Annotated in this window: 11 protein-coding genes; 4 read left to right on the forward strand and 7 right to left on the reverse strand. The window is 59.3% G+C overall.

Annotation, left to right across the window (positions count from 1 at the left end; translation table 11 throughout):
- The first annotated feature begins 835 nt into the window (after nucleotides 1–835).
- The 3 genes from J3U87_RS08625 to J3U87_RS08635 all read left to right on the forward strand — a co-directional run bounded on the left by J3U87_RS08625 (nucleotide 836) and on the right by J3U87_RS08635 (nucleotide 5,444).
- Nucleotides 836–1,789, forward strand: a complete 954-nt coding sequence (locus J3U87_RS08625) for a histone deacetylase family protein (RefSeq protein WP_237382636.1) — start codon at nucleotides 836–838, stop codon at nucleotides 1,787–1,789.
- 349 nt (nucleotides 1,790–2,138) lie between these two features.
- Nucleotides 2,139–3,539: a class II fumarate hydratase gene (locus J3U87_RS08630; RefSeq protein ID WP_237382637.1), complete on the forward strand. Its 1,401-nt coding sequence runs from the start codon at nucleotides 2,139–2,141 to the stop codon at nucleotides 3,537–3,539.
- 390 nt (nucleotides 3,540–3,929) lie between these two features.
- Nucleotides 3,930–5,444 (forward strand): outer membrane protein assembly factor BamB family protein, encoded by a 1,515-nt coding sequence (locus J3U87_RS08635; protein ID WP_237382638.1) that lies wholly within the window; start codon nucleotides 3,930–3,932, stop codon nucleotides 5,442–5,444.
- A gap of 1,860 nt (nucleotides 5,445–7,304) precedes the next feature.
- Here the strand turns inward: J3U87_RS08635 and J3U87_RS34990 are convergent.
- From J3U87_RS34990 to J3U87_RS08650, 3 genes are all read right to left on the reverse strand, one after another.
- Entirely contained in the window at nucleotides 7,305–9,737 is a 2,433-nt protein-coding gene (locus tag J3U87_RS34990) for a hypothetical protein (protein ID WP_272932475.1), read from the reverse strand.
- 2 nt (nucleotides 9,738–9,739) lie between these two features.
- Entirely contained in the window at nucleotides 9,740–11,827 is a 2,088-nt protein-coding gene (locus J3U87_RS08645; RefSeq protein WP_237382639.1) for an Ig domain-containing protein, read from the reverse strand.
- A 410-nt stretch (nucleotides 11,828–12,237) separates the two neighbouring features.
- Nucleotides 12,238–15,285: a hypothetical protein gene (locus J3U87_RS08650; protein WP_237382640.1), complete on the reverse strand. Its 3,048-nt coding sequence runs from the start codon at nucleotides 15,283–15,285 to the stop codon at nucleotides 12,238–12,240.
- Nucleotides 15,286–15,816: 531 nt separating this feature from the next.
- Between J3U87_RS08650 and J3U87_RS08655 the strand changes: the two genes are divergently transcribed.
- A complete protein-coding gene (locus J3U87_RS08655) occupies nucleotides 15,817–19,119 on the forward strand; it encodes a serine/threonine-protein kinase (protein ID WP_237382641.1) in 3,303 nt (1,100 codons plus the stop codon).
- Between the two features lie 22 nt (nucleotides 19,120–19,141).
- Here the strand turns inward: J3U87_RS08655 and J3U87_RS08660 are convergent, their stop codons facing one another.
- The 4 genes from J3U87_RS08660 to J3U87_RS08675 form a co-directional block, all read right to left on the reverse strand.
- A complete protein-coding gene (locus J3U87_RS08660) occupies nucleotides 19,142–19,744 on the reverse strand; it encodes a hypothetical protein (RefSeq protein WP_237382642.1) in 603 nt (200 codons plus the stop codon).
- The gene (locus tag J3U87_RS08665; protein WP_237382643.1) at nucleotides 19,731–21,350 is read right to left on the reverse strand and encodes a sigma 54-interacting transcriptional regulator; all 1,620 of its coding nucleotides are present in this window, start codon (nucleotides 21,348–21,350) and stop codon (nucleotides 19,731–19,733) included. Before J3U87_RS08665 ends, J3U87_RS08660 begins: the two co-directional genes overlap by 14 nt.
- A 336-nt stretch (nucleotides 21,351–21,686) precedes the next feature.
- Nucleotides 21,687–22,130 (reverse strand): NUDIX domain-containing protein, encoded by a 444-nt coding sequence (locus J3U87_RS08670; RefSeq protein ID WP_237382644.1) that lies wholly within the window; start codon nucleotides 22,128–22,130, stop codon nucleotides 21,687–21,689.
- Nucleotides 22,131–22,304: 174 nt separating this feature from the next.
- Nucleotides 22,305–23,639, reverse strand: a complete 1,335-nt coding sequence (locus J3U87_RS08675) for a DUF4339 domain-containing protein (protein WP_237382645.1) — start codon at nucleotides 23,637–23,639, stop codon at nucleotides 22,305–22,307.
- Between the last annotated feature and the right edge of the window lie 239 nt (nucleotides 23,640–23,878).

The following is a 23,878-nucleotide window of genomic DNA, read 5'->3' on the forward strand; positions in this document are numbered from 1 at the left end:
CTCCGCCGACACAGGATCGGGAAGTGCGGTGAACTCCGTGCCCACCTCGAAGTGGTTTCCAGCCGAGCCGAGCCCGCCGTCATCCAGACGACCCGCTCCGTCTCGCCACCATGCCCAGGTTCCACCCGAACGGTCGTGCGATCGAATTGCGGACGGTTTGATAGATGCCAAGGACGTGAACACCTCGCGTTCCGATCTGGGTTCGGAAGGCGGCTGAAACCCAGCCGAAAAGGCGGTCGAACGGAAAGAAACATACACCATGGGTCATGCCTCGATTCGGGTTTGGCGCATCGCTTGTAGAGAGGGGGGTAATCCGAGGCAAACGATAGCATTCGAACGGGCCGTGGAGAAAGCAGGAAAGTAGGATCGGCACTGGACGGCCACGATGGGTACATCCGAGCGTCATCGGGTCGACACGCTTCGATTCGGGATCGTTTGCGGTTGCGCGAGCGACATTCCGAAACGCGCCCCGATCCCTCGTCGGTGAGGATCAGGGCGATGCAGGGGGCGGCATGGTCGTGCGATCAGGCCCGCCATCGGCGACTTGTCGTCGCGTTCAACACCCGGGTGGCTCCAATCGGGGCACGCCAGCCTCTAGGTTTGGACCCGGGACATGGCGTAAAATGAAAGAGAACCACAGTTCCCGGAAGCCAGAGCATTCGCATCCATCGATTTCCGTTTTCCATGATTTGATCCATACCCGGTCCGGTTCCGTCGATCCCACCCGATTTCGAGGGGCGGAACCCGGCCGTTTCCAGATTCGGTCGCCGCCGTGTGCCACATCGGACCGTTGGCGACGCATGTCATCATTTTGTTTTCCTCAGGGGTTCCCACAATGACAGTGCAAAGCCAAACCCAAACGGTCGCCTACATAAGCCCGACCTTCTGCCTCAAACACGAAACCGGCTTGGGCCATCCCGAACGGGCGCAACGCCTCAGCGCGATGAACCGGCATTTGAAGGAAACCGGCCTGATCGGCGACGTCACCGAGTACGCGGCGCGCGAGGCGACGGAGGCCGAGATCGCGGCCGTACATCCCTTGGGCTACATCGAATACGTCAGCAACATCATCCGAACGGGCGGCAATTACCTGGACGGCGACACCACGGTCTGTCGCGACTCCCTGACTGCGGCCAACCTGGCGGCCGGTTCGGCGTTGACCGGCCTGGAGTTGATGAAGCGGGGCACCCACCGGCGCGTGTTCTGCGGCGTGCGCCCGCCGGGCCACCACGCCGAACTGTCGCACGCGATGGGCTTCTGTATCTTCAACAACGTGGCGGTCGCGGCCCGCTTCGCGCAGGCCCATCTCAAGGCCCGTCGCGTCCTGATCATCGACTGGGACGTGCACCACGGCAACGGGACCCAGCACATCTTCGAACGAGATCCCACCGTGTTCTACTACAGTTGCCACCAGTATCCCTTCTATCCCGGCACCGGTCGGGCCGACGAACGCGGTCGCGACGACGGTACCGGCTACACGCTGAACCGCCCCATGACCGCCGGCGCCGGCGACCTGGCCTACCTGAAGGCGTTCGAAAAGGACCTGACGGACATCAGCGACCGTTTCAAGCCCAACCTGATCATCGTCTCGGCCGGATTCGACGCCCATCGCGACGACCCGCTGGGCTCGATGCAGATGACCGAGTCGGGATTCGCGGAGATGACCGAGATGGTGGTCAGCCTCGCCGAAACCCATTGTGACGGCCGCATTCTTTCGGTTCTGGAGGGCGGGTACGACCTGGACGGCCTCTCCAAAAGCGTCGCGGCCCACCTGGTCGCCATGCGCTGAATCGGTACGGCGCGAAAGGGACCCGTCGACCGGGGGCCGACCCCCACCCGGTCGAGCGAATCGGACGCGACTTCCGGCTCGGATCCTCGGCTTCGGTTGTATAATGGGGAGCCGGATTCCGGCTCGAAGCCCGCCCGCTCCACCTCCTGTTTTCGGCTTCCCCGAGCGAACCACCGAACGGAGCGGCGGCCCATGCCGAGCGACTCGTTCCGGGGCACGTCGACCGCGGGCGACCGGTCCCGCCAGCTCGGCCCCACTTACCCGGCTAACTTGCTTTTTTCCATCAAGATACGCGGTCCAGTCGACCGGCTGCCAGCAGCAAACCTCAAGCAGAAAAGGAAACAGCCTTATGAGCGAAACCAGAATCGAGAGAGACTCCATGGGCGAGATCGAAGTTCCCAAGAACGCCCTCTACGGCGCCCAAACCCAGCGTGCCCACAACAACTTTCCCATCAGCGGGATTGGTTTCAATCGCGATTTCATCAAAGCCTTGGGTCTGATCAAGCAAACCGCCGCCAAGGTCAACACCGAATTGGAATGCCTGGATGCCGAGATCAGCACCTACATCGTCAAAGCGGCTCAGGAAGTCATCGACGGCGAGCTTGACGAACATTTCGTGATCGATATCTTCCAAACCGGTTCCGGCACGAGCAGTAACATGAATGCCAACGAAGTGATCGCCCATCGCGCCACGGAATTGGCCGCAGCCGAAGGCAACGACCACGTCAAGGTCCACCCCAACGACCACGTGAACTTCGGCCAGAGCTCCAACGACGTGATTCCGACCGCGATCCGCGTCGCCGCGCTGTTGAGCGTCCACGAGAAACTGTACCCGGCTCTGGAGCGCCTGGAGACGGCGTTTCTGAACAAGGGCGACGAATACGCCCACGTGGTCAAAACCGGACGCACCCACCTGATGGACGCCATGCCAGTCACGATCCAGCAGGAATTCGGCGGCTACGCCCGCCAAATCGCCCTGGGCCGCCAGCGCGTCAACGCGACCCTGGTCCGCCTGGGCGAACTTCCCCAGGGCGGCACGGCCGTGGGAACCGGCATCAACACGCACGGGGAATTCGGCTACAAATTCGCCTCCACCCTGTCCGAGCTGACCAGCCGTCCCTTCACGGAAGCGGTCAACCACTTCGAAGCCCAGGCCACGGTGGACGCACCCGCCGAAACCAGCGGCCAACTGAAGACGCTCGCCTGCAGCATGCTGAAAATGGCCAACGACCTGCGCTGGATGAACTCGGGTCCCTACGGCGGCCTGGGCGAGATCCAACTGAAGGCCATCCAGCCCGGCAGTTCGATCATGCCCGGCAAGGTCAACCCCGTGATCGAGGAATCGGTGGCCATGGTCTGTGCCCAGGTCATCGGCAACGACACGACCATCACGGTCGCGGCCCAGTCCGGTAACTTCGAGCTGAACGTCATGCTGCCGGTGGTGGCGCACAACTTGTTGCAATCCATCGAGATCCTCGCCAATGCGGCCAACAACCTGGCCGAGCGCTCGGTCGAGGTGCTGACCGTCAAGGAAGCGCACATCGCCGGCCTGGTCGCCAAGAACCCGATTCTGGTGACCGCGCTGAACCCCGTCATCGGTTACGACCTGGGTGCCAAGATCGCCAAGAAGGCCTTCGCCGAGAGCCGCGCGCTCAAGGACGTGGCCCTGGAAATGACCGATCTGAGTTCGGAGGAACTGGACAAGTACCTGGATCCGATGAAAATGACGAAGGGTGGCTTCACCGAGTGAGGCCCGGAGCGATCGCGCGTCTTTTCGCCGCGGCACGGTTCGAGGAACATCGAGCGTACTCCGAACGGTGAGATCTCGACCGAACCCCTGCCGGGGCGTCTTGGTCGCCGATCGCTCGATTCGTGTAAGTTGTTCCGTCGCAATCCTTCACGATACCATTCCAGGGGACGATCCCCGCGAGGCTCGTGCGTCGCCGGGGATCGCTTTTCGGGAACCACTTTATCGCACCGCGGGTGAGGCAGTTCCACCGACCCGCGGTTTTATATTTCGATACGAACACCTTTCGTTCGGGCTTTCCGCCGAAACCGGTGGGCCAGGCCTCACCAGCCATACTGGAACGGCCGGGCTTCGGTTCGGCTCCATTTCATTTTTTTCGAGGACCTTCCTTTCATGAACAAGATCTTGGCCATCGTGGTGATTTTGATTGCGGCAGTCGCCGCCTATGTGTACATCTTCGAGCCCGAAACGTTGGAGAATCTGACGGGCGGGAACACGCCCGACCCCGTCGAGCAAACGCGGCCGTCCCGGTCCGCGCCCACCACCAAAAGTCCCCAACCCGCCAACAAACCGAAGCGCGCCACCAAAGCCGACCTGGTCCTCCCCCCCAGCGACCTGCACCTGTTCGTCAACGGCGAGCCGGTACAGCCGGGCGAAACGCGGCATCTCAACGCGGGAACCTGGGTCATCAACGGCCTCGACCAGAAGGGCAATTACATCGACGAGACGATCACGGCCGAGCCGGGTGGTTCCTACACCGCCGCGCTGAAGACCCGCTCGGCGGCGACCACCGCATCCTGGGACAGTTTCCAGGGCAACGGCCATCGCACGGGATTCGTGCGTGCCGCCAACCGCGACACCTTGAAGGTGCGCTGGCAAACGGAAATCGAAGACAAGGTCAAATCTTCGCCGGTCATTTTCGGCGACACGGCCTACTTTTCGTCGGAGAACCGGCTGTTGAACGCGGTCGATCTGAACGAGGGCGAGCTGCGTTGGACCGCCAAGGGCCTGGGCTCGCACGTCTCGCCGGTCGCCAACGAAACCCATGTGTTCATGGGCAACGACGTGGGACTGTTCAACGGCTATCGCATCAAGGACGGCAAGAAGAAGGGATCGACCTCGCTCAACAGTTACGCCACGTCGCTGGCCCTGATCGGCGAGGAGGCGTTCCTGGCCACGACGCGCGAGAACGAAGTGGTCTCGATCAAAACCAAAAAAGGCCTGTTCGGAAAGCTCCCGCTGAAGATCAACTGGCAAGTGAGCCTGAGTTCGCTCGGCGGCGCCAACGCCACGCCGTTGTTGTTGGACGGCAAGGCGATTTTCGTGACCGAAACGGAGGGTTTGGTGGCGATCAGCCTGCGCGACGGCAGCCGAATCTGGCCCAAGGCATCGGGCAACGGGTCGAGCGGCCCCCTGGCCGGTGGCCAGCAAATGAGCCTGGCCCTGGTCGAGGGCGAGGGTTTCCTGACGCCGACCCCGGCCGCGGACCGCAAGACGGTCTACGCGGTGCTGGGTAAGGAATTGGTGGCCGTCTCCGCTGACAGTGGCGAGGTCGCCTGGCGTACCTCGCTCGGTTACACGCCCTCGACCTCCCTTTCGCTGGCCTACGGGCTGCTTTACCTGGGCGACGAACGCGGTCGCCTGCACGCCCACAGCACCGCGACCGGTGCGGAATCCTTCGCGGTAGGCGTGAGCGAGCGGTCGCTCATCGCCTCACCGGTGGTGTTCCGGGACAAGGTCCTGGTCGCCACGCAGGAAGGGCTGGTCAAGCTGGTCCATTGTTTCAGCGGCAAGCTGGTCGCCGAGAACGACGCCTTGCAGGGTGCACCGATCCTGGCCACGCCGGCGGTCGACGATCAGGCCATCCTGGTGGTCAACAAGAAAGGCCGCCTGGTCTGCTTCGAATAGACGCCAGTTGGCGGCCCATCCAGGTGGGATGGCCGCCAACAGTGCACACCCAAGCATCCGTCCGGCCACACGCAATGCCCATCCCACCCATCGCAACGCTGGGATGGGCCCGCCCCGGGTCGCGCTGGAGGTGCGACCGGACGTCACTTTGGACCACCATTTATTTAGAACGCGTGCCGCAGGCACGCCACCAGCAGGGACCCTGAAGGGGTCACACATTTCAGCGAAGGCGGTCCTGCGATCAGGATCATGCTTGGACTATCGTTGTTCGCGGCCAATCCTGAAGGGATGGCCGGCCCCATGTTTGGTCCACAACTTATTAAAAATGCGTGCCGCAGGCACGCCACCAGCAGGGACCCTGTAAGGGTCACACATTACAGCGAAGGGTTAAGGAGTCGGGACGACGACGCAACCCTGGTTGTTCGGGGTTCCCGGACACCAGCCCTGAAGGGGCGGCTCCGCGGAGGGCTTCGCGAAAGTGACGGGAACTCCAGGAGGGACTTCATAGTCCCGCCCCGTTGGGGCTGGAGTTCGGGCACTCCATAGAACCAGGGTTGCGTCGCCTCCGGCTCCTTAACCCTTCGCTGTATTGTGTCGTCCCTTCAGGACGCCTGCTGGTGGCGTGCCTGCGGCACGCGTTTTTATGTATCGCCATCCAAACATTCGGCTGGCCATCCCTCCAGGATTGGCCGCGGACGGTGCCCATCCAAGCATCCCGTTGCCCGCCAACGGTGCACAACCAGGCATCCCGTTCCCCGCCAACGGTACCCATCCAGGCATCCGGTTGCCCGCCAACGGTGCCCATCGAGGGATTCGGTTGGCCGCGAGCGGTGCCCATCGAGGCATCCGGTTGGCCGCGGACGGTGCCTATCCCGACATAACGCAAGGCCGGGATGGGCCCGCCCCGGGTCGCGCTGAAGGTGCGACCGGACGTCACGTTGGACCACCATTTATTTAAAACGCGTGCCGCAGGCACGCCACCAGCAGGGACCCTGTAAGGGTCACACATTTCAGCGAAGGCGGTCCTGCGATCAGGATCATGCTTGGACTATCGTTGTTCGCGGCCAATCCTGAAGGGATGGCCGGCCCCATGTTTGGTCCACAACTTATTAAAAATGCGTGCCGCAGGCACGCCACCAGCAGGGACCCTGAAGGGGTCACACATTACAGCGAAGGGTTAAGGAGTCGGGACGACGACGCAACCCTGGTTGTTCGGGGTTCCCGGACACCAGCCCTGAAGGGGCGGCTCCGCGGAGGGCTTCGCGAAGGTGACGGGAACTCCAAGAGAGCCCTTCATAGTCCCGCCCCGTTGGGGCTGGAGTTCGGGCACTCAATAGAACCAGGGTTGCGTCGCCTCCGGCTCCTTAACCCTTCGCTGTTTTGTGTCGTCCCTTCAGGACGCCTGCTGGTGGCGTGCCTGCGGCACGCGTTTTTATGTATCGCCATCCAAACATTCGGTTGGCCATCCCTCCAGGATTGGCCGCCAACGGTGCACATCCAGGCATCCCGTTGACCCCCAACGATACCCAACCTGGCATCCCGTTGACCCCCAACGGTGCCCATCCAAGCATCCCGTTGACCCCCAACGGTACCCATCCAGGCATCCCGTTGCCTGCGTACGGTGCACATCCAAACATCCCGTTGAACTCGGACGACGACCACCCAAGCATCCGTCCGGCCACACGCAATGCCCATCCCACCCATCGCAAGGCTGGGATGGGCCCGCCCCCGGTCGCCTTTGTGTTCGGTTGGTGGAAAGGCCATCACGACTCATTTTCATCCTCGATGGCGTGACATCGAGACGGATGATGGGTCGCCGACGGCCCCTGTCGGGTTCCAGTGAGCGGTCCAGGCCGGCAACTAGGTCCCGAAATCCATCACCGCGTTCGATTCGCCGTTAAAACCGTGACCACCCAGAGCGGTCCCGTGCAAGCGACCGCCACGCCCACCGAGACCACCTCGTCCACCCTGCACGACAAAGAGGCCGTCGCGAACCAGCTTGCTTTCGCTCAAGGCAACCCCGACCGAAATACCTCCGTTTCCTCCGGCTCCCGCACCGCCGTCACCGCCACGTCCGCCAGAACCACCCTTGCCACCCGCACCGGATGTTCGGGTCGTGCCCCAGCCGCTGGTGCTCGTGCCCGAGCCACCTGCTTGGCCCGGCTTGCCCGCACCTCCGGCCGAGGCGTCGCCACCCGCACCTCCGGGGCCGCCAGTTCCCTTCAAGATGGCCACGTTTCGCGTGGTGAGACCTGCGTTGACGCAAACGATTCCCAACGAGCCAGCGCCCGCCAGGCCGCCGGCGCCCGCCTGACCGCCATTCCCCGCATCGCCTCCGTTTCCGCCCGATCCGCCCATGCACAGAACCGAAGAGCCCATGAACCAGTTGACGAGGCGGGAACCACCGGAACCACCGCCGCCGCCACCCGAGCCGGAAGATCCGGACGTTCCGTCATTACCGGGATATCCGAGCCATTTTTCAGCGTTGAAACAGCCTCTCGCGTCGGGATGGGCCACGCCATGGGTACCGCCTATTCCGGTCACACCGTTGCCACCATTTTTTCCATCATCACCGTTCCCGGCGGTATTTCCCTTGTAGGTGTCCCCCCAACCGTGAGCACCCCCGCTTCCCCCGGCCAGGTGGTGTGCACCCTTGGCGTCGGTGATATTCAGGCTCTGCCCCTTGGTTCCGTCGTGATCGGTGACCTTGGGATTCGGGTCGGATCCGGAGTTCTTGGTAGCCTTCCCCCCTTTTCCGCCGAGCACGGTGGACTTTTGGGCCGGTGGCGCACCAGCCTTCCCTGCAGCACCCGTCGCACCGTCGCCCATGATGATTTTCACGTTCGCCAAGACGATCTGGGACCGCGTGTCTTTCAGGTCGTTTCGCACCATGATGCCGCACCGAGAGGCAACGGCTCCGGTGGGTTTGGGTTCGTTGACGCAGATGACGTCACACACCACGGTCGCTTTCCCGATGTTTTTCCCGGTGAGGGTGGCCGAACTGGCATTCGACGCGAAAAAGGTAAATTGATTGTGCTTGCCTTTCCATTCGTTCTCCGGTGACCTCAAGACGGCTGGGTCGATAGACGCATGCCGTTTGAAATCAGGGGAGAATCCTCCCCATAGGTGGATACCCGCTCTCAGGTTCACCGCCCCCGCAAATTCACCGCAGGAAACCAACACGTTTTCGATGCCCCGTGCATCCGCCTCCACCAAGCCGGCCACTACCGTCCGCTTCGGAGCCGATTGGGTTCCCGGATTGGTATCTTTACCAGATGTAGAAACATAGAGGCTTTGGGCGATGAACTTCACGTTCGCCAAACGAAGGAACCGATTTTCGTTGAACACGGGACTGCCTTTGGCCACGTAGGATATGCCGCGCCCCACCAAGGTGGTCTTCGCCGCCACGGCCGCCATCTTCACCTCGATACAGACCAGATTGGCCAAGAAGGTGGATCGCGTGATGTCGGGCGCTGCCAGAGCGCTTTCCCCGCCTTTCCCAAGAAGCACGGTGTACTTGCGGGAATAACTCGAGATGGCGCGTTTCTCCGACCGCAGCGTCTCTTCCTTCAGGACGTGGTATTCATCGAAATCCAACGTCATGCTGGCCCAAAGGTGAATGCCCGGCACCAGGGTCGTGGTTTCCTCGAACTCGCCTGCCGTGATCATCAGGTCGTGAAGGCCGCGTTCGCGAGCCAAGGCGAGTCCCTTGCCCGTCGTTCGAACCGGCTCGGTTCGGGTACCCTCGGCCTTGTCGTCACCCTCTCGCGACACGTAGACCGCCTCGCCGATCAACTTCACGTTGCGCAAGCGCAGGTTTTTGTTTTTGCGGAAGGCCCCTGAATCGGCCAAGACGCCATGAATGCCATAGGCAAAGGTGTCGAAACGGATCTCGAGTTGCCCGATGGAGACATTGGTGAAAATGAGATCGCTGTACTCGGTTGGTGTATCGAATTTCCCGGCGGCAAGGCCTGACCAGAATGCCGGGTGATCGATCACCGTGAATTTCTTGCCGTTACGGCTCTCACTGCGCCGAGGCGACATCAATTCCACATCACTCAAGGCATGGGCGTCAGAGAAATCAGGGCGGTAGCTACCGCGAATATGAATCCCCGGAATCGGTTCGAAGGAGCCGCGATAGACGCCATGGGCCACCAAAACCTGCTCGATCCCCAGAGTCCGCGCTTGGGTCAGGGCACGTGCGAGGCTTGCCACGGGCGCCTTGGCATCGGTCCCTTTGTGGGCATCGTCGCCGGTCGCCGCTACGAAAATGACGGTGTTTTCTTCAGTCATCACTACCCCACCTCCGGCACTTCGGGCAAATCGTCGATGGCGCGATCGAATTCTTCTCTCGTGTCATCTCGCCAATCCTCCCGTGCATCGTAGTCCTCGTTGTACCGCTCCACTTCATCGAGCCAGTCCTGATGGTGCTCGTGGTTCTCGTCCCGACGCGGATCTCTATCCAATTCCTGTCTTCTTTCCTCGAGTTCTTCCTCGTACCTTTCAAAAATCCGATCGATGATGCCATCCCGTTTCTCCCGGAGTTCTTCGACCAATCTTCGTTTCAAAGCCTGCGCATCGCCGATGGCCGCGCGGGTGCGTTTGAAGCGCTTTTTCAGCTCCTTGAGATCATCCATGACGCGACTCATTTCTCCTTGAGGCATTTCGCTCAGTTCCTCCCGCAGGTTTTCCTTGGCGGTTCGGTAAAAATCTTTGAAGTCCTCCCACTGCTGTTTGTCCGCTCGGTCGGCATCACGCCGCCGCTTATCCGTGAGAGCGATGACACTCGCGACGATGCTCGAAATGACGGAAATCGCCGTCGTGGTCACGAACAGGATGACCGTACCCGTGGGGACGGTGTGGGGATTGGTGAGAACATTCACCGCGAACGAGCGTTTCGCCTCTTCGCGATCGCTCGCCAAGCGAAGCGACAAACTCTGGGATCCGATTTGCAACGCCTGCCCCACATAGATTCCACTTGCACTGTCGATGTTCCCCGTGAAGTTGTCGGATTGGGTGAGGCTCCACAGGTAATGGCCCGAATCGCCGCCGATCCCCTGAAAATGGTGCTCGAACTGCACATCCAAAAACACGTTGCCGGGCCCCTGATCGAGAATGGAGAGGGGACCCAGGTTTTCCGTCACCGTCAATTCGAAATAGGCGCCGGCTTTGGCTTCCTCCGCATCGGTCACCACCAGTTCGAAGCGATATTTGCCGGCAGCTACATTTTCAGAAACCACGCCCTGAATGACGCCATCGGGAAACAAGACCAACCCGTCCGGCAGGGTTCCCGCTCCTTGCGACCACGCGTAGGGGGCGGTCCCCCCTTCGGCGCTCAACTCGATTTGATAGGTCGTGAGCTGCTTGGCCGGTGCCCCATCGAACGCATCCTGGGTGGTGCCGATGGCCAGTGGTTCCAAACTGTGGCCTCGGGCCCCCAATGGACGACGCGCTGCGATTCGCGGGGCCTCACCCATGCCTTGTCGTCGAAAGCAGACAAAATGAGAGACTTCGCCATTCCGAGTCAGTTGTCCGAGAAGTCTGTGGCGACCTTCGTGATCGCGCCTCAAGACCAATTCCCCCTCCGCGCCGTCATGAGTCCAGGCAAGGTAATTGTGTGAAAAGACGGTGCTTTCCGAGAGGTCCACCTCATCGAAAGAGAAAAAGACACGATCGCCACGGCCATTGAACACCATGGGTTTGGATGGATAAACCGGGTGTCCGTCTTCGAAAAACAGGATCTCGTAGATACCGCTCCAAAAGGCGGGATCGTCGCCCCGAGTCGCACCGGTGGCGCCCTCCCTGCTGAACACGTTTTTTCGACCCACGACCTGAACATCTCCCCCTTCGGGGAAACTCAGGGTTCCAGTACAGATCGACTCGAAAATCCCGCCATTGGCCAAGAAGTCGCGCCAGGCTTCGGGATCTTCTCGATCGAAATCGGAATCGGGTTCGAACGAAAACGCCAATTCGCCGGAGGACCTTTCGTTCTCCCAACCGAGCGTTCCGTCTTCGAAGGAAACATCGTCGAGGCGTTCGTTCAAAGTCACTTGGTCACGACGATTCCGCAAGACGTAGTGGTTCCCACGCTCGTCGTACAACCAATAATCTCCAAACCAAAACAACCGCTCCTCAGACATGGCACTTTCGTATTCGTCGACAATGGTCTTCCAATCCGTTTTACAGCCAAGCTCGACTCGGATGAAGTTCTCCAGCTCGTCGATGGCTCGATCCATTTGCTCCGGGGTATCGTAGAGGTCGAAGAAATGAGCGTGATGCCCCATGTAGTACAGTGAAAAAAAGGAATTGTTTTGGATTTGGGTCCAGAATCGACGCGCTTCTCTCCGGTCGATGGCTTGTTGGGTATTCACTCGAGCGTTCATGATCAAATCCTCCTGATCTCAAATCGTTAATTTGGGCACGGGCCTCTCTCGCTTTCCGATGCATTCGAGAGGTCTCCAAAACGCGGGTTGGTATCTATCCAGCCCGGAAACGGGGCGACGAGAGAAGCGGTCAGGCAGCCTGGCTCGAGCCGAACACCAAAGTCATTCAAACCATTTACTTTCAAATATTTACCAAACAGAAGCCCAAAGCCATACGGGATCCAGTGCCCGCTGTTTGGAGGGACATGATCGAAAGACCGCTGTTTCTGGATGGGCACGAGCTGGTACCCGTACCTCAGTCGCACCGGAAACGGATGAGCACCGTTTCCATCGTTGGCGAACCGACGCGTTCAGACGGGGTTCGCGCGGTGGGACATGTCACTTTCAGAGGAATGGATTCCCCCGTGAATTCATGAAAGGACCGTACTTGCCGGCAATCGCATCGATCGGAGATTCTTGACTTGGTTGAAGCCCTGAAAATGAATGACGATCGCAGAGATACGTGACAGGTCGAGTTGGTAGTTGGGGCTGTCGGGGTCGTCGCCTTCTTCGATTTTCAACATCCAATTCCCGTAGAGCCCCACATTGTCCAGATGTGCATCACTGATCTGGCCGATATTCCCAGAACCGATGTCCGCGTTGTCAGAGCCATCCACCTTGGTGCCCTGCTCGTGGGTGAGCACGCAATTCACCGGAACATGCGAAAAACGGTAGAGGGGGCCGTCCGTCCCACTGGGTGGATCTCCCTCGAAGATGCTCACGCCAAGATGTTTGATTTCCACCTCGATCAAACCCGAACGGGATTGGGTTTCGGCACCGACGATCCGGGGCATGATGTGAGAAATGCGCAGGTTGAATTTGTTTTTGGTCGCCCCCACGTGGAACTGGTTGATGACAGCCGGTGTTTCGCGATTGGGCAGGGTGGTGAAATAGAGTTTTCGATTGCGCACGAACTCCTCGAGGAGCTCGGGATGGTTCTCGCGATCGAGGGTGAGTCGAATATCGCTACGCTTGTGGGGATCGGCCGGAAAGGGCTGATACGCACTGGTTTGGCGTGCAAAAAAGTCCAATTCCTTTTCTTTCAGGGCATCGTACTTCTCCACGAGCGCCATGAGGTTGGGGGAAGGTCGCTCTCCATTGAGCCACAAACCTCCGGCCCGTTCCTCCAAATCGATTTCCTTGAAAAAATCCTCGAACGTAAGATAGTAACTTTTGCGGTTCATCAAATAAAGCTGCCTGATCGTCCTCTCGATCATACTTTGATAAATCTGGGTATAGTAGTTCATCCAAGTGATGCGGTAAGGCGTCAGGATTTGTTTAGAATTCTTGAGTTTCTCTAGATTCTCGAGAGTTTCGCGCCATACTTTATAATTACTGTAGTATTGGGATATATAAGTGTTATAGGTGAAGATTTCCTCTCCCTTTTTAAACAAGGCTGTCTTCACGCGTTCCAGTGCTTCGAGTTCGCCCTTCACCGCCTGTTTGTCGTTGATGTGGTCGCCGATTTTCTTTAGCTCCTTCAGCGCCTTGTTGACATCGGCAAACACGCCTTTAAGCCGCGTTTCATCGTAGGTTCCGTCGTAATCCATGACATCCTCGACGGCATTCTTGACGATATCCTCTTCATATTCCGTGAACTCGTCGATGAGATATTTTTTCGGGACACTATGTCCCTGACTGTCCTGAATGGTGGTGGCCCCCTGATAAATGAAGTTCACCATCTGCAGGGCACCCATCGCTTTGCCGCCCCAACTCTTGAGACCGGTGAAGGCCAGCATCTCCAATCCTCTGCACAGTTTGTCCAACTCGAAATCGAAGTTGTTTCGAATGGCGGTGCGAAACGCCTCGCCGGCCTCCAGCATGGTCGCCAAGGCCTCCTGCAATTCGAAGTTGGTGTGACGCACCACCGTTTCCTGATTCTCGATCTTCTCCACGAGGTTGTCGCATGCCTCTTCATAGGCGGCGGCGAACGCGGTCAAATGGGCGATTTTCTGTGCTTTGCTGAAGCTGATTTCCCGCGCTTTGGCGAAGTCCGCCGCCAGGTCGACATAGGCTTGCTCCAATTTTTCCCGGTGATCGATGGCCTTTTCGAAATTGGCGCGTACATCTCGAAGCATGATGCGCGGCACATGGTCGGCGGAGGTTCCGAAATACGTTTTGTCCGAACGGTGGTTCACCAACATATTCGTGGCTTCCATGAGGATCTGGTTCTTTCGCGCACCGGCGAGATCCAAGTTTTCGACTTCGTAGAAGTCCGCCAACACCTCGACCATCCAAGCCAAGGTTTCCCCGATCAGTTTCCAGTTGTCATCGTCGGTATAACTGATCGCCCCTTCCGAAAACTTTTGGGGAACGTTGAACAAATACCAATACTTCACTCTTTGCAACAATCTTCGAAAGAAGTGCTCGTCGAAAAAATGTCCCAGCCTGGCCAGGGGTGCATTCATTTCCATCGCGTGAAGCCCATCGATCCCGTGATGGTTGGGTAAGGCGTGCCCCCCACCCGGCCCCGAGGGACCCGATTCACGTCGCGTTGTCTTGTAGTGGACTTCTCCCGAGTTGATTGCCACATAGTCGTGAAATCTCCCGCCGGGCCCGCCGCCACCGCCCTTGCCGGGTTCTCCACACTTACCCTGAGGACCACCCGTGGCATCGGGGAAAAGGCGATCCAGGTGATCCACGACTCGGGTCTTGACGACGACCTTGCCACCGTCACCTCCTTCGCCGCCCTTGCCGCCTCGTCCACCACGGCCACCTCGGCCACCTATCGCGGGTGGCTCGCTCCCATCGAAATAATAATGGGTCACCGCAACGGGCGGTCTATCGTTGACATACCGCTCCGTCCTCACGTGGACCCTTTCATCGGCACCCGTTCTACCTTTCGCTCCGTTCTGACCGGCGAATCCCGGATACCCCTCGCTCCCGCACGCGACCAGGTAGCACTCGTCCTCCAAGGTCATCCGGTCGCAGACGAGCGTGATCGAACCTCCGGCCGTCCCCTTTTTCCCATACTTCTTCCCCTTTTCCTGAAGAATCGCCGCCAAGTCGTCGCCACTCTTGCCTTCGCTTCCGTCGGCCCGGGTGTTTTTCAGATGTCGCGCATCGGCCGGATCGTATATGGATTCCAGGGTAGGGCAAGCGTCGAGAGCCGGCGGTGTGTCTTTGTCCCGATCGCTGCGTTTCATCACGCCGAAGTTCTTGCACACGATGTTCATGTCGCCGCCAGGCATGGCGACTTTCCCGGCGAGGGTAAGGTTGAGCGCAAAAATGGTGAGCTTTTTCTTGGTATCGGGTATCCCGATAAAAAATTCCGGTAAATTGTCGCCATACTCGCGCGGACCGATGATGAGCGAATCCAGCAAACTGTAGATGGTTATTTCTTGTTCATTTTCTTCGATAAAAAATTCCGGGTTCGTATCGGCTGAGGAAAGCCCCCGGCTCATGATTCGGTGCGACATGGTCTCTCCCGTTCAATTCCATCACCGCTGCACGAATGATCGGCACGGTGCATGTTCGTTCTCGCTCACGGGGAACACCGTTCGAGGCTTTGGAAGTGGATCCGTCTCCCGGGGTTCCAGATCGTTTCGACGTTCGGGTTCGTTGGGAACGAGAATGGTGTCGTGGTTCGGTATCACGGAATTGCAACGGCAGTGCCGAATCTCACCTACACACCTAACCAACTCAAAAAAATAAGTTTATCCAAAGACAAACGCATCCACCCGATCCACCACCCCAGGAATTGAACACTCCTACGAAAATTAATGAACAAGCGTGTTCAAGACTGAACAGGGCCTTGCCACTCTAAGCAAAAATGAATAAGATGTGAGAAAAGCGAACAGCTATCCATATGTTTTCGACAAATTTCCCTTATTTGGGAAAACGCGCGAATTTTCGACAAGGGCGCCGATATCGTCGAGAAAACGGCCGGGAGACTTCGTTCCGGTGGCCGTAGGAAAGGCCTTCGTTCGCCCTGGTGACGGGAGAGACTAGTGGAAGCGCCCAACCGACGACAAGCCGTTTCACCCACGCAGGACGAAAGCCAAGATACCTATTCGCCGGTCACAGGAGGTCCCACCACGGCCGATGCCACGAACGAACCGTTGCACCATGCCGCGATCCCCCGCCACTGGGGCCGCTACCAATTCATGCGGCAATTGGGAGAAGGGGGCGGAGGCTATGTTTTTTTGGCCTATGATCCGCGCTTGAAGCGCAACGTCGCGGTCAAATTCCTCAAAAACGAATCCGCGCAGCAAAAATCGGCGCTCTTGCGTGAAGCGCGGGCCCAGGCTCGGGTGGATCACGAAAACCTGTGCAAGATCTACGAAGTCGGAGAAATCGAGGGCCGGCTGTTCATTACCATGCCCTTCCTGGACGGACTCACCTTGGGAACATGTGCCAGGCGTATGAACGTCGAGCAAAAACTGCAGGTTCTCAAGGGGGTGGCGGACGGCGTTCACGCGGCTCACCGCAGTGGTCTCGTTCACCGTGATATCAAACCGGGGAACATCATGGTCCTCGAGGACGAACAGGGCGGCTTCAAACCGGTGGTACTCGATTTCGGCATTGCGCACATGGGCAAACACGGCTCGGAAAAAGGTCCCGACCAAGCTGGAACTCCCGGATTCATGGCACCCGAACAAACAAAAGGAGACCCGGCACTTCTGGATCGGAGAACGGATGTCTACGGATTGGGCGCGACCCTCCACTATCTCTTGAAAGGCATGCCACCCGACGCGTCGATCTCCGCGGCGGAAACCGAGGAGAGGCTCGCGAATCTCGAGGGCATCCCCTGGGAACTCGGCAGCGTGATCCGCAAATGTCTCCAGCCGGATCCGGGTGATCGTTACGGATCGGCAGGGGCGTTGGCGGCGGACCTGAATCGATACCTGGATGGTGAACCGGTTTCCTCGGTCTCGGGAAACAGGGCCTACCGCTGGCGCAAAAAAATCCTCAAACACCGCGCCCTGTTTGGGTTGGGACTCCTTGCACTCCTGGCCATCGCCACGGTGATCGGGGTCGCGGCCAAGCGGATTTGGGACTTGAATCGCCAGGCTGAGCTGGCACGGGAAACCACCGTCCTGGTGAAAGAGATCGAATCGTTGGCACGATACGGGTATATGGCACCGCATCACGACATTCGACCGGATCGAGACCTTTTGCAATCGAAAATGGATCAAATCCGCGAGCTGGCCAACAGGGTCCCCTCGGATCTACGGGGACCCGCCGATTTCGCCCTGGGCCTGGGCTTTCTGGCCCAAGGTCACGATGAGGATGCACGACGTCATTTGGAAGAGGCGTGGCATTCGGGCCATCGCGATTCCCGAGTCGCCTATGCTTTGGGATTGGTGCATTTGGGTCTGTATCGCCGTCACCTGCCGGAGGTCCATCAATTCGAACGAACGTCGCAGCGAACGGCCTATCATCGGGATCTGACCACGCGTTATTTGGACCGTGCGCGAGATTTCATGAGCCTCGTGAAAGGTGACGAGGTGACTTCGCCGAAGTATCTTCAAGCCCTGCTCGCCTACGCGAACGGCGATTATGCAGAGGCCCTGGCGGCCTTGTCAGAGTGCCGGGAAAAGGGCCCTTGGTTATTCGAAATTCCCGAGCTCGAGGGCCAGATCTACAGCGAGTGGTCCGATGCCGCTTTTGCAGCGGGAGACGAGCAGGCCATCCACAAGCGCTTCGAAAGCGCGATCGCCGCATACGACCGAGCACTGGACATCGCGCCCAGTAATCCCAACCTCCATAAATCCAAGAGTTCGGCCTTCTTTCGTCACGGGGCCCTGTCGGTTTACGCCGGCGAGGATTTCGCCGAGGTGATGGCAAAAGGACTGGCACAACTCGACATCGCCCGTGCGCTCTTGCCCGGTGATGGGGAGGTAGACTTGATCGAGGCCCGCTTCTATCGTGTCGCCGCCATCGAACAGACCCTCCAGGGAATGGACCCGACCGATCATTTGCGAAAAGCGGTTGACTCGGTGGAGCGGGCCCTGGCCTCGCAATGGGAGGTTTCGCGAAGCAACCGTCTATTAGGTCTGCTTCACTGGCGGCTGGCGGAACACCAAATGGCGAGCAAGCAGAACCCATTGCCCGAATTGGACGCTGCCGTTGCGGGTATGGGGCGCGTCGCGCCATCGGATCGAGACGACCGCTTTTTCGGAACCTACGCACGAATCTATCGAACGCGAGCTTCTTGGCGGTCCCGCTCCGGTCTGGATCCCTGTGCCGATTTCGAAGCCTCGCTGGATTCCTATCGACAGGCCCTTCTGCGCAAACCCGGTGATTTGAAACACGGCAACGGCATCGCCAATTGCCTCATGGCCGTGGCCGAACAGCCGGAGTGTGACAGGGACCCGGTAGCCACCGTACGCGAAGCGATCGATGTCCTGGAAAGAGCGCTGGATCGCAATCCCAAACACGCGGTGCTTCTCTATCAACTGGGGCGAGCCCACTTGCGGGTCGCCAGAGGTGGGCTGAGGCTCGGCACGTCCTGGGACCCGGAATCGGCGACGCACGGCATCGAAGCACTGAGAGAAGCACTCAAACTGAACCCCAAGTTGTCGCCGGCCTACAACGTTCTGGGATGGGCCCAACTCCTACAAGCCAGGCACGACGCGGAAAGCGGCCGCACGCAGGACACCTCGTTCGATGCGGCGGAGGAAACCTATCTGGCGGGTCTCGATCGTTCTCCTAACAACCGCCTGCTTCACCAAAACCTGGCCTGGACGCTTTACTTTCGCGCCAAGTTCTCGATCCGAGAAGGCAACCCACCCAACGATTTATTGATTCGGGCCGAAACACACACGGACCGGGCGCTCGAATTGGGTACCGCCATGGATGCGCTCCTCTGTCGGGCCAGCATCGCGCGAATCCGTGCGGAGTGGATCTTTTTTCAGAAGGGCGATCCCGAACCGGACTTGAAGCGTGCACGCGATCAATTCCAGGAAATGCTCGAAAAAGACCCGGACCACGGGGAGGCACACCGTTCGTTGGGTCGCCTTTTCACCCTTTGGGCCGAGGTCAAGTTGACCGCGGGCGAGAATCCGGGTCCCTTGCTGGCCCGGGCCGAGCGCGAACTCGATCTCGCACTGGCCCTGGGGCCCGAAAATCCCTACACCTGGACGGCCGTTGCGAGGTGGGCTCTTTGCCGGGCCCGCTCTACGGGACACCTGGACGAGCGGGGGCCCGAGGCATTGGAGCGGGCGCTCCGCCTCAAACCGCACCTACGTTCGGCGCATCTCCTAAAAACTGAAATGGCCAATTTCCGGTCGATGGTCCAGGAACCTTGATTTGCCGGGGCAGGCAGGCACCTCAGGGACTGTCGTCAATTTCCAGGTCGGCTTCTTCGCCACCGACAACCTCGATGAGCCCTGAAGATTGGGCATGGATTCGGTAGAGACCGGGTTCCAGATCGGCCAAATCCCAATCCCGGGTGGTGACTTCCGGAGGCATCTCCAAGGTCTTTTCGATTGGCTTGCTATCGTCCTGAGACCAAAGGGTGAGGGCCACGAAGAACGGCTCATCGGGTAGCTTCAGGTTTTCCTTGGTCACGGTCAGGGTTGCATCGGTCGCCTTGTCGAGGCTCAAAACGACCCCCAGAAGCTTCCTTTTCTCTCGTTCTCGAACGCTGAATCGGACATCCGGTATCCCCTTCTTTTCGCAAATGACGAGACGATAGGGATACTCGTCTTTCGGCCCCAATCCAAATCGAAAGGTACCTTCCAAATTGGAGACCTGATACAGGCCGGGCTTTTTGGTATCCGCCAAGACGGGGACGGTATCTCCTTGGAACGTCAAACTCGCCTCGCCATCGAGACGCAGCGCCCCCTTGGTTTTGACGGGTGGGCAGCCCAATCTCAGGCCCGATTTTTCCAGAACGACATACAGCGTCTTGTGGCGATTATTCTTCCCCATGGTCAAACCTCCATCCTTCGGCATTCAATTGTCTCATTCGGCGCCGCAGCGCCTGGGCGGAGAGATTCAGGTGGTCTGCCGCCCGAGCCGTCACGCCCCGTACCTGTCTCAAAGTCGCTTCGATTTCCTCCGCGTCGATCTCTTCCGGAGCGCGTATTTGCGGATGCGCCTCCATCAATTTGTAAAGTGAGCCCCGCGCGATGTTCAGGTAGCGCGCGGTAGCCTTGACATTCCATTGGTTGGCACGCAAGGCCTCGAGAAGATGATCGGCGTCGATTTGGTTAGGCTTTTTCCGCTCGTAGCTCGGTGCTTTTCCCTCGGAAGACGCGTCGCGATCCCTGTCGTTTTTCAGCATGGTTCTGATCTTGTCGGAAAAGATCAGTTGGGGTGACTCCCTGCTATCGATAACCAAGCTCCGAACCACATTGCGAAGCTGGCGCAGGTTACCGGGCCAGGAACAGTCCAACAAGGCGACGGCCAATTCGACGGGAATCCAGGGCTCGTCATAGGGATCGCCGGGATGAAGCCTGTGAATCTGACCGATTTCGGCGAGCTCTTCCCGAACAAAATGGAGAAACAGGCGCCCCAGGTCATCCAGGCGTTGGCGAAGCGGAGGAAGCGTGATTTGATATCCCGCCAATCGATGGAAGAGCGGCGCCCTGAAGGAGGTACGCTCGATCATGGCCTCCAAGTCGGCGTCAGTGGCCGCGATCAAGCGAGCTCGAAAGCGAAAGGAACGTTGGGAGCCGAGCGGCATGACCTCGCCGGTTTCGAGTGCCCGCAAGAGGCTCACCTGGATTTCCGGAGGGGTCTCTCCGATCTCGTCCAGAAAAAGCGTGCCGCCTTCGGCAGCCCGAAAAAAACCCAATTGGTTCCGATCTGCACCGGTAAAGGAGCCTTTGATTGCGCCAAAAAGCTCGGAAGCCGCGAGGTTGGGGGGAATCGACGCCAAGTTCACGGCCAAGAAAGGTTTCTGCTTACGGCTGCAGTCGTGAATGGCGCGTGCCACCATCTCCTTCCCGGTACCCGATTCACCTCTCAATAACACAGGGGTACTCAAGTCGCCGATACGACCGATTTCTCGATAGAGATCCCACATCCGTGCATTTGCGCCAACCATGCCGTACGCATGGATGCCATCGGGGCAAGCCTGTCGATCTGCGTGGCAGTCGGGGATGGCTAGATGCAACCAAAGCACGATACGATCGGCAAGCGTGATGGGCACGCCATTTTCCAAGGAGGCACGGGAGACCAGGCGCTCGGCCTCGAGGGGTTCGGTGCCGATGATGACTTCGGTCTTGTTCCGCCCACGGCGGATCCAGAGGTTCCCTTTCGAGTCGCCCTGAACCGACAAGGGCGTCCGACTGAGATAGGGATCGTGAAGGGAATGGCCCAGAGCGCCGCCAGGAGGGAAAAAATCGGGAGCGACGCGAGAAAGCTCCTCTTCGCCGTTATCCCCCGCTTCGATTAGGAAAGCTCGGTCGCCGATTCTTTGCAAATTGGGATGGGCGATCAGGGTCAGAGCGGGAATAGGCCTCTGGCCATGCCCAGGCATGCCTTTTTTCGGCTGAGCGGTGGTGCCGAAATCGTCCTCGAAAACACCCATGGAATCGGTTGAGCCTCCAAATTTGCTTGATATCATCACAAACAAATTTAACCCAGGTGTCAAGTTTTGCGTTACCGCGCTCGATGACGCACGTCGGCCATCCATTCAATCCAGTTTTACCCGAAACAGGAGAAGACCTTCGGAATCGATTGGGCGCCGTTCCGCATGTGTCATGCTGTCCGTGGACAACTGAACGTCATTGAACCCGACACACCAACACACGGAAATCCAGCCCATTCGCGAGTCCCGTTTTTTCCCGAAGCGGACGCAACCAAACGGCCGAACGCCTCGCCCTCCCGACCCCCGCGAAACCCACCGAGGGAATCGGCAAAACCGTCAGGCCCACTCACGCCGTTGGCAATCACCCAGGTAACGCGTATCTGCCTGTGCTTTCTCGAGATCGGCCTGAATGGCCTCGTTGATCGCGGGGTACAACCGCACCGAACCCAACTCGGCCAGGTCCAGCCACAACACTTCCGCCGCCGAGGTCTCGTTCCGGTTCAGGACCGGCTCGCCCGCCACGATCTCGGCATCGAACACGACGTGCACGGTCTGGGGGATCTTGGGCTGGGCCATCATGTCGCCCACGTAGCGCAGATCGCCGATGCGGACGGTCAAACCCAGCTCCTCGGCAAACTCGCGGCACACCGATTCGGCCAGGGTCTCCCCTTCGTGCACGCCTCCGCCGGGAATCGCCAGCACCCGCCCCTTGGGGTAGTCGTAGGCCAACACCAACATTTTTCCATCGCGAATGATCATTCCCGCGCCTCTCACGCGCATCTGCCGCCTCCACACAGAGATACCGCTTCACATGGTGTGCGATGCCACGATGTCGCCTCGCGATCATGGCACACCGTCCCGTCAAGTGAGCCTTTGCCGGAAAAGGTTAAAACTACCAAAGATTGGGAGCGAAGTCTCAGATAAATCCGGTTTTCCTCGCCGGAAACCCGCAAATCACGGTGCGTTGGTCACGATCAATTGGGTCAGGTGATGGTCGTTGCGATCGGGGGACCACAGCACCTGGGCCACGACGCCGGAACCGATTTCGGCTTGCCAGACCTTGCCTCCCGGCCGATCCAGCTCCAACACCTTCGGCGCGAAATCGGTGGTGTCGACCCCGGAAAGATAGAGCCGATCCCAATTGGGTCCCTCGATGACCACCGCGAACACGTTGCCGCCCGGATCGGCCAGGTAATTGAAGTAGAAGGGACCATCGACAATGAAGCGAATTTCGCGGGCGATCCGGCCCGGGAACAGCGATTCGTGCCGAAAGGATGCGACGCGCTGATCGTCCATTTGACTGCCCTGATTGGCGGCGACGACCTGATTGACGTTGAAATTCAAGCCGTGGCTCAAGGCCCGAATCACCAAATCGTTGAACGGCGGAATCTCCCGTTGTCGCATCAGGGCCCGCAATGATTTGGGATTCTCGGGCGGCGGTGCCGGAGCGTGCGTCTCGAGGTACTGTTGTCGCCACCGGTACAGCCCCCACACGGCGCCGCCGATCAGCACCAGGCAAAAGAGGATCATCCCGAGGCGCGCGTAACTGAATCGGCTCGGTTTCACGGGCAGGATGCGGGGCTCGTGCTCTTCGGCATCCTGGGGCAGCGCATCCAGCAGGACATCGATCGTGATGACCCGGGCCGGGGATTTGGCGAACTCGACCATGGTACGCGGATGAATCGCCCTTGCCGCGTTCAGTCGGTGGAGGTCGCGACTGGTGAAAGGACCCTTGCGATCGGAACCCTGAAGCAGGAAAAACGCGTGGCTTTTGCTGACTTCCAGCGGTCCCTCGACAAAATTCTTCAATAACTCGCCGACCGTCTTGTACTTTCGGTCGCGAGCCGGATAGGAAAGTTTGGCATCGGGGTTGACGCTCTTTTGCGCGACCTGTCGTTTCAATTGGTCGAGGTCGTAGGGACCCTGACTGCGTCCCGATTCCTCTAAATAGAAGTGGGTGGGCAGCGGTTGGTCCGGGGGCACGGCGGATTCGGTGCGCCGTGACGGGGTTTTCGGCTTGGGCTGCGGCGGTTTGGGAACCTTGGGAACGTCGGAGGCACCCGCCGGCCCGGCATCGGGCAGGGTCGATGGACCCGAGTCGGCGCCGGCATTCTCGGTTGCCAACCCCTCGGTCAATCGGAACGGCTTCGCGTTTTCGCCCGTGGAAGTCAAGGCCACCATGGTTTCACCGGTGATCTTGCCCTTGTCGGCGTATTCCAGGATTTTTTCGCGACTGAAGGGGCCGTAGAACTTGCCCCGCTTCTCGATATACCAACCGGATTTAGACATGGTTTTCATCCCCGTCGACCGACGTCGAGAGTGAGAGAAACGAATCGAGGCGAACCGTCGGGGCGTGCCCGCATTTGCCAAAGGGGCGCCGTCGCCGGAGATTGGCCAACGGCCTTACCGGCCCTGCCCGACCCACTACGGCGCCGACCCTCGTCGTCATGCGGGAACTCCTCGCGAAAATCGCTTCGAAACATTCGACATTCGGGCTCTCCGAGCAAACTGGTTGCAAGGGTTGGGAG

It is taken from the genome of Sulfidibacter corallicola (assembly GCF_017498545.1).
Lineage (GTDB): Bacteria > Acidobacteriota > Holophagae > Acanthopleuribacterales > Acanthopleuribacteraceae > Sulfidibacter > Sulfidibacter corallicola.

Bases quoted from the DNA above. Each gene is read 5' to 3' on its own strand.
- J3U87_RS08675 (WP_237382645.1), bottom strand. From the start codon at position 23,639: ATGTCTAAATCCGGTTGGTATATCGAGAAGCGGGGCAAGTTCTACGGC.
- J3U87_RS08645 (WP_237382639.1), bottom strand. From the start codon at position 11,827: ATGAACGCTCGAGTGAATACCCAACAAGCCATCGACCGGAGAGAAGCG.
- J3U87_RS08670 (WP_237382644.1), bottom strand. From the start codon at position 22,130: ATGCGCGTGAGAGGCGCGGGAATGATCATTCGCGATGGAAAAATGTTG.
- J3U87_RS08635 (WP_237382638.1), top strand. From the start codon at position 3,930: ATGAACAAGATCTTGGCCATCGTGGTGATTTTGATTGCGGCAGTCGCC.
- J3U87_RS08630 (WP_237382637.1), top strand. From the start codon at position 2,139: ATGAGCGAAACCAGAATCGAGAGAGACTCCATGGGCGAGATCGAAGTT.
- J3U87_RS08665 (WP_237382643.1), bottom strand. From the start codon at position 21,350: ATGGGTGTTTTCGAGGACGATTTCGGCACCACCGCTCAGCCGAAAAAA.
- J3U87_RS08650 (WP_237382640.1), bottom strand. From the start codon at position 15,285: ATGTCGCACCGAATCATGAGCCGGGGGCTTTCCTCAGCCGATACGAAC.
- J3U87_RS08660 (WP_237382642.1), bottom strand. From the start codon at position 19,744: ATGGGGAAGAATAATCGCCACAAGACGCTGTATGTCGTTCTGGAAAAA.
- J3U87_RS34990 (WP_272932475.1), bottom strand. From the start codon at position 9,737: ATGACTGAAGAAAACACCGTCATTTTCGTAGCGGCGACCGGCGACGAT.
- J3U87_RS08625 (WP_237382636.1), top strand. From the start codon at position 836: ATGACAGTGCAAAGCCAAACCCAAACGGTCGCCTACATAAGCCCGACC.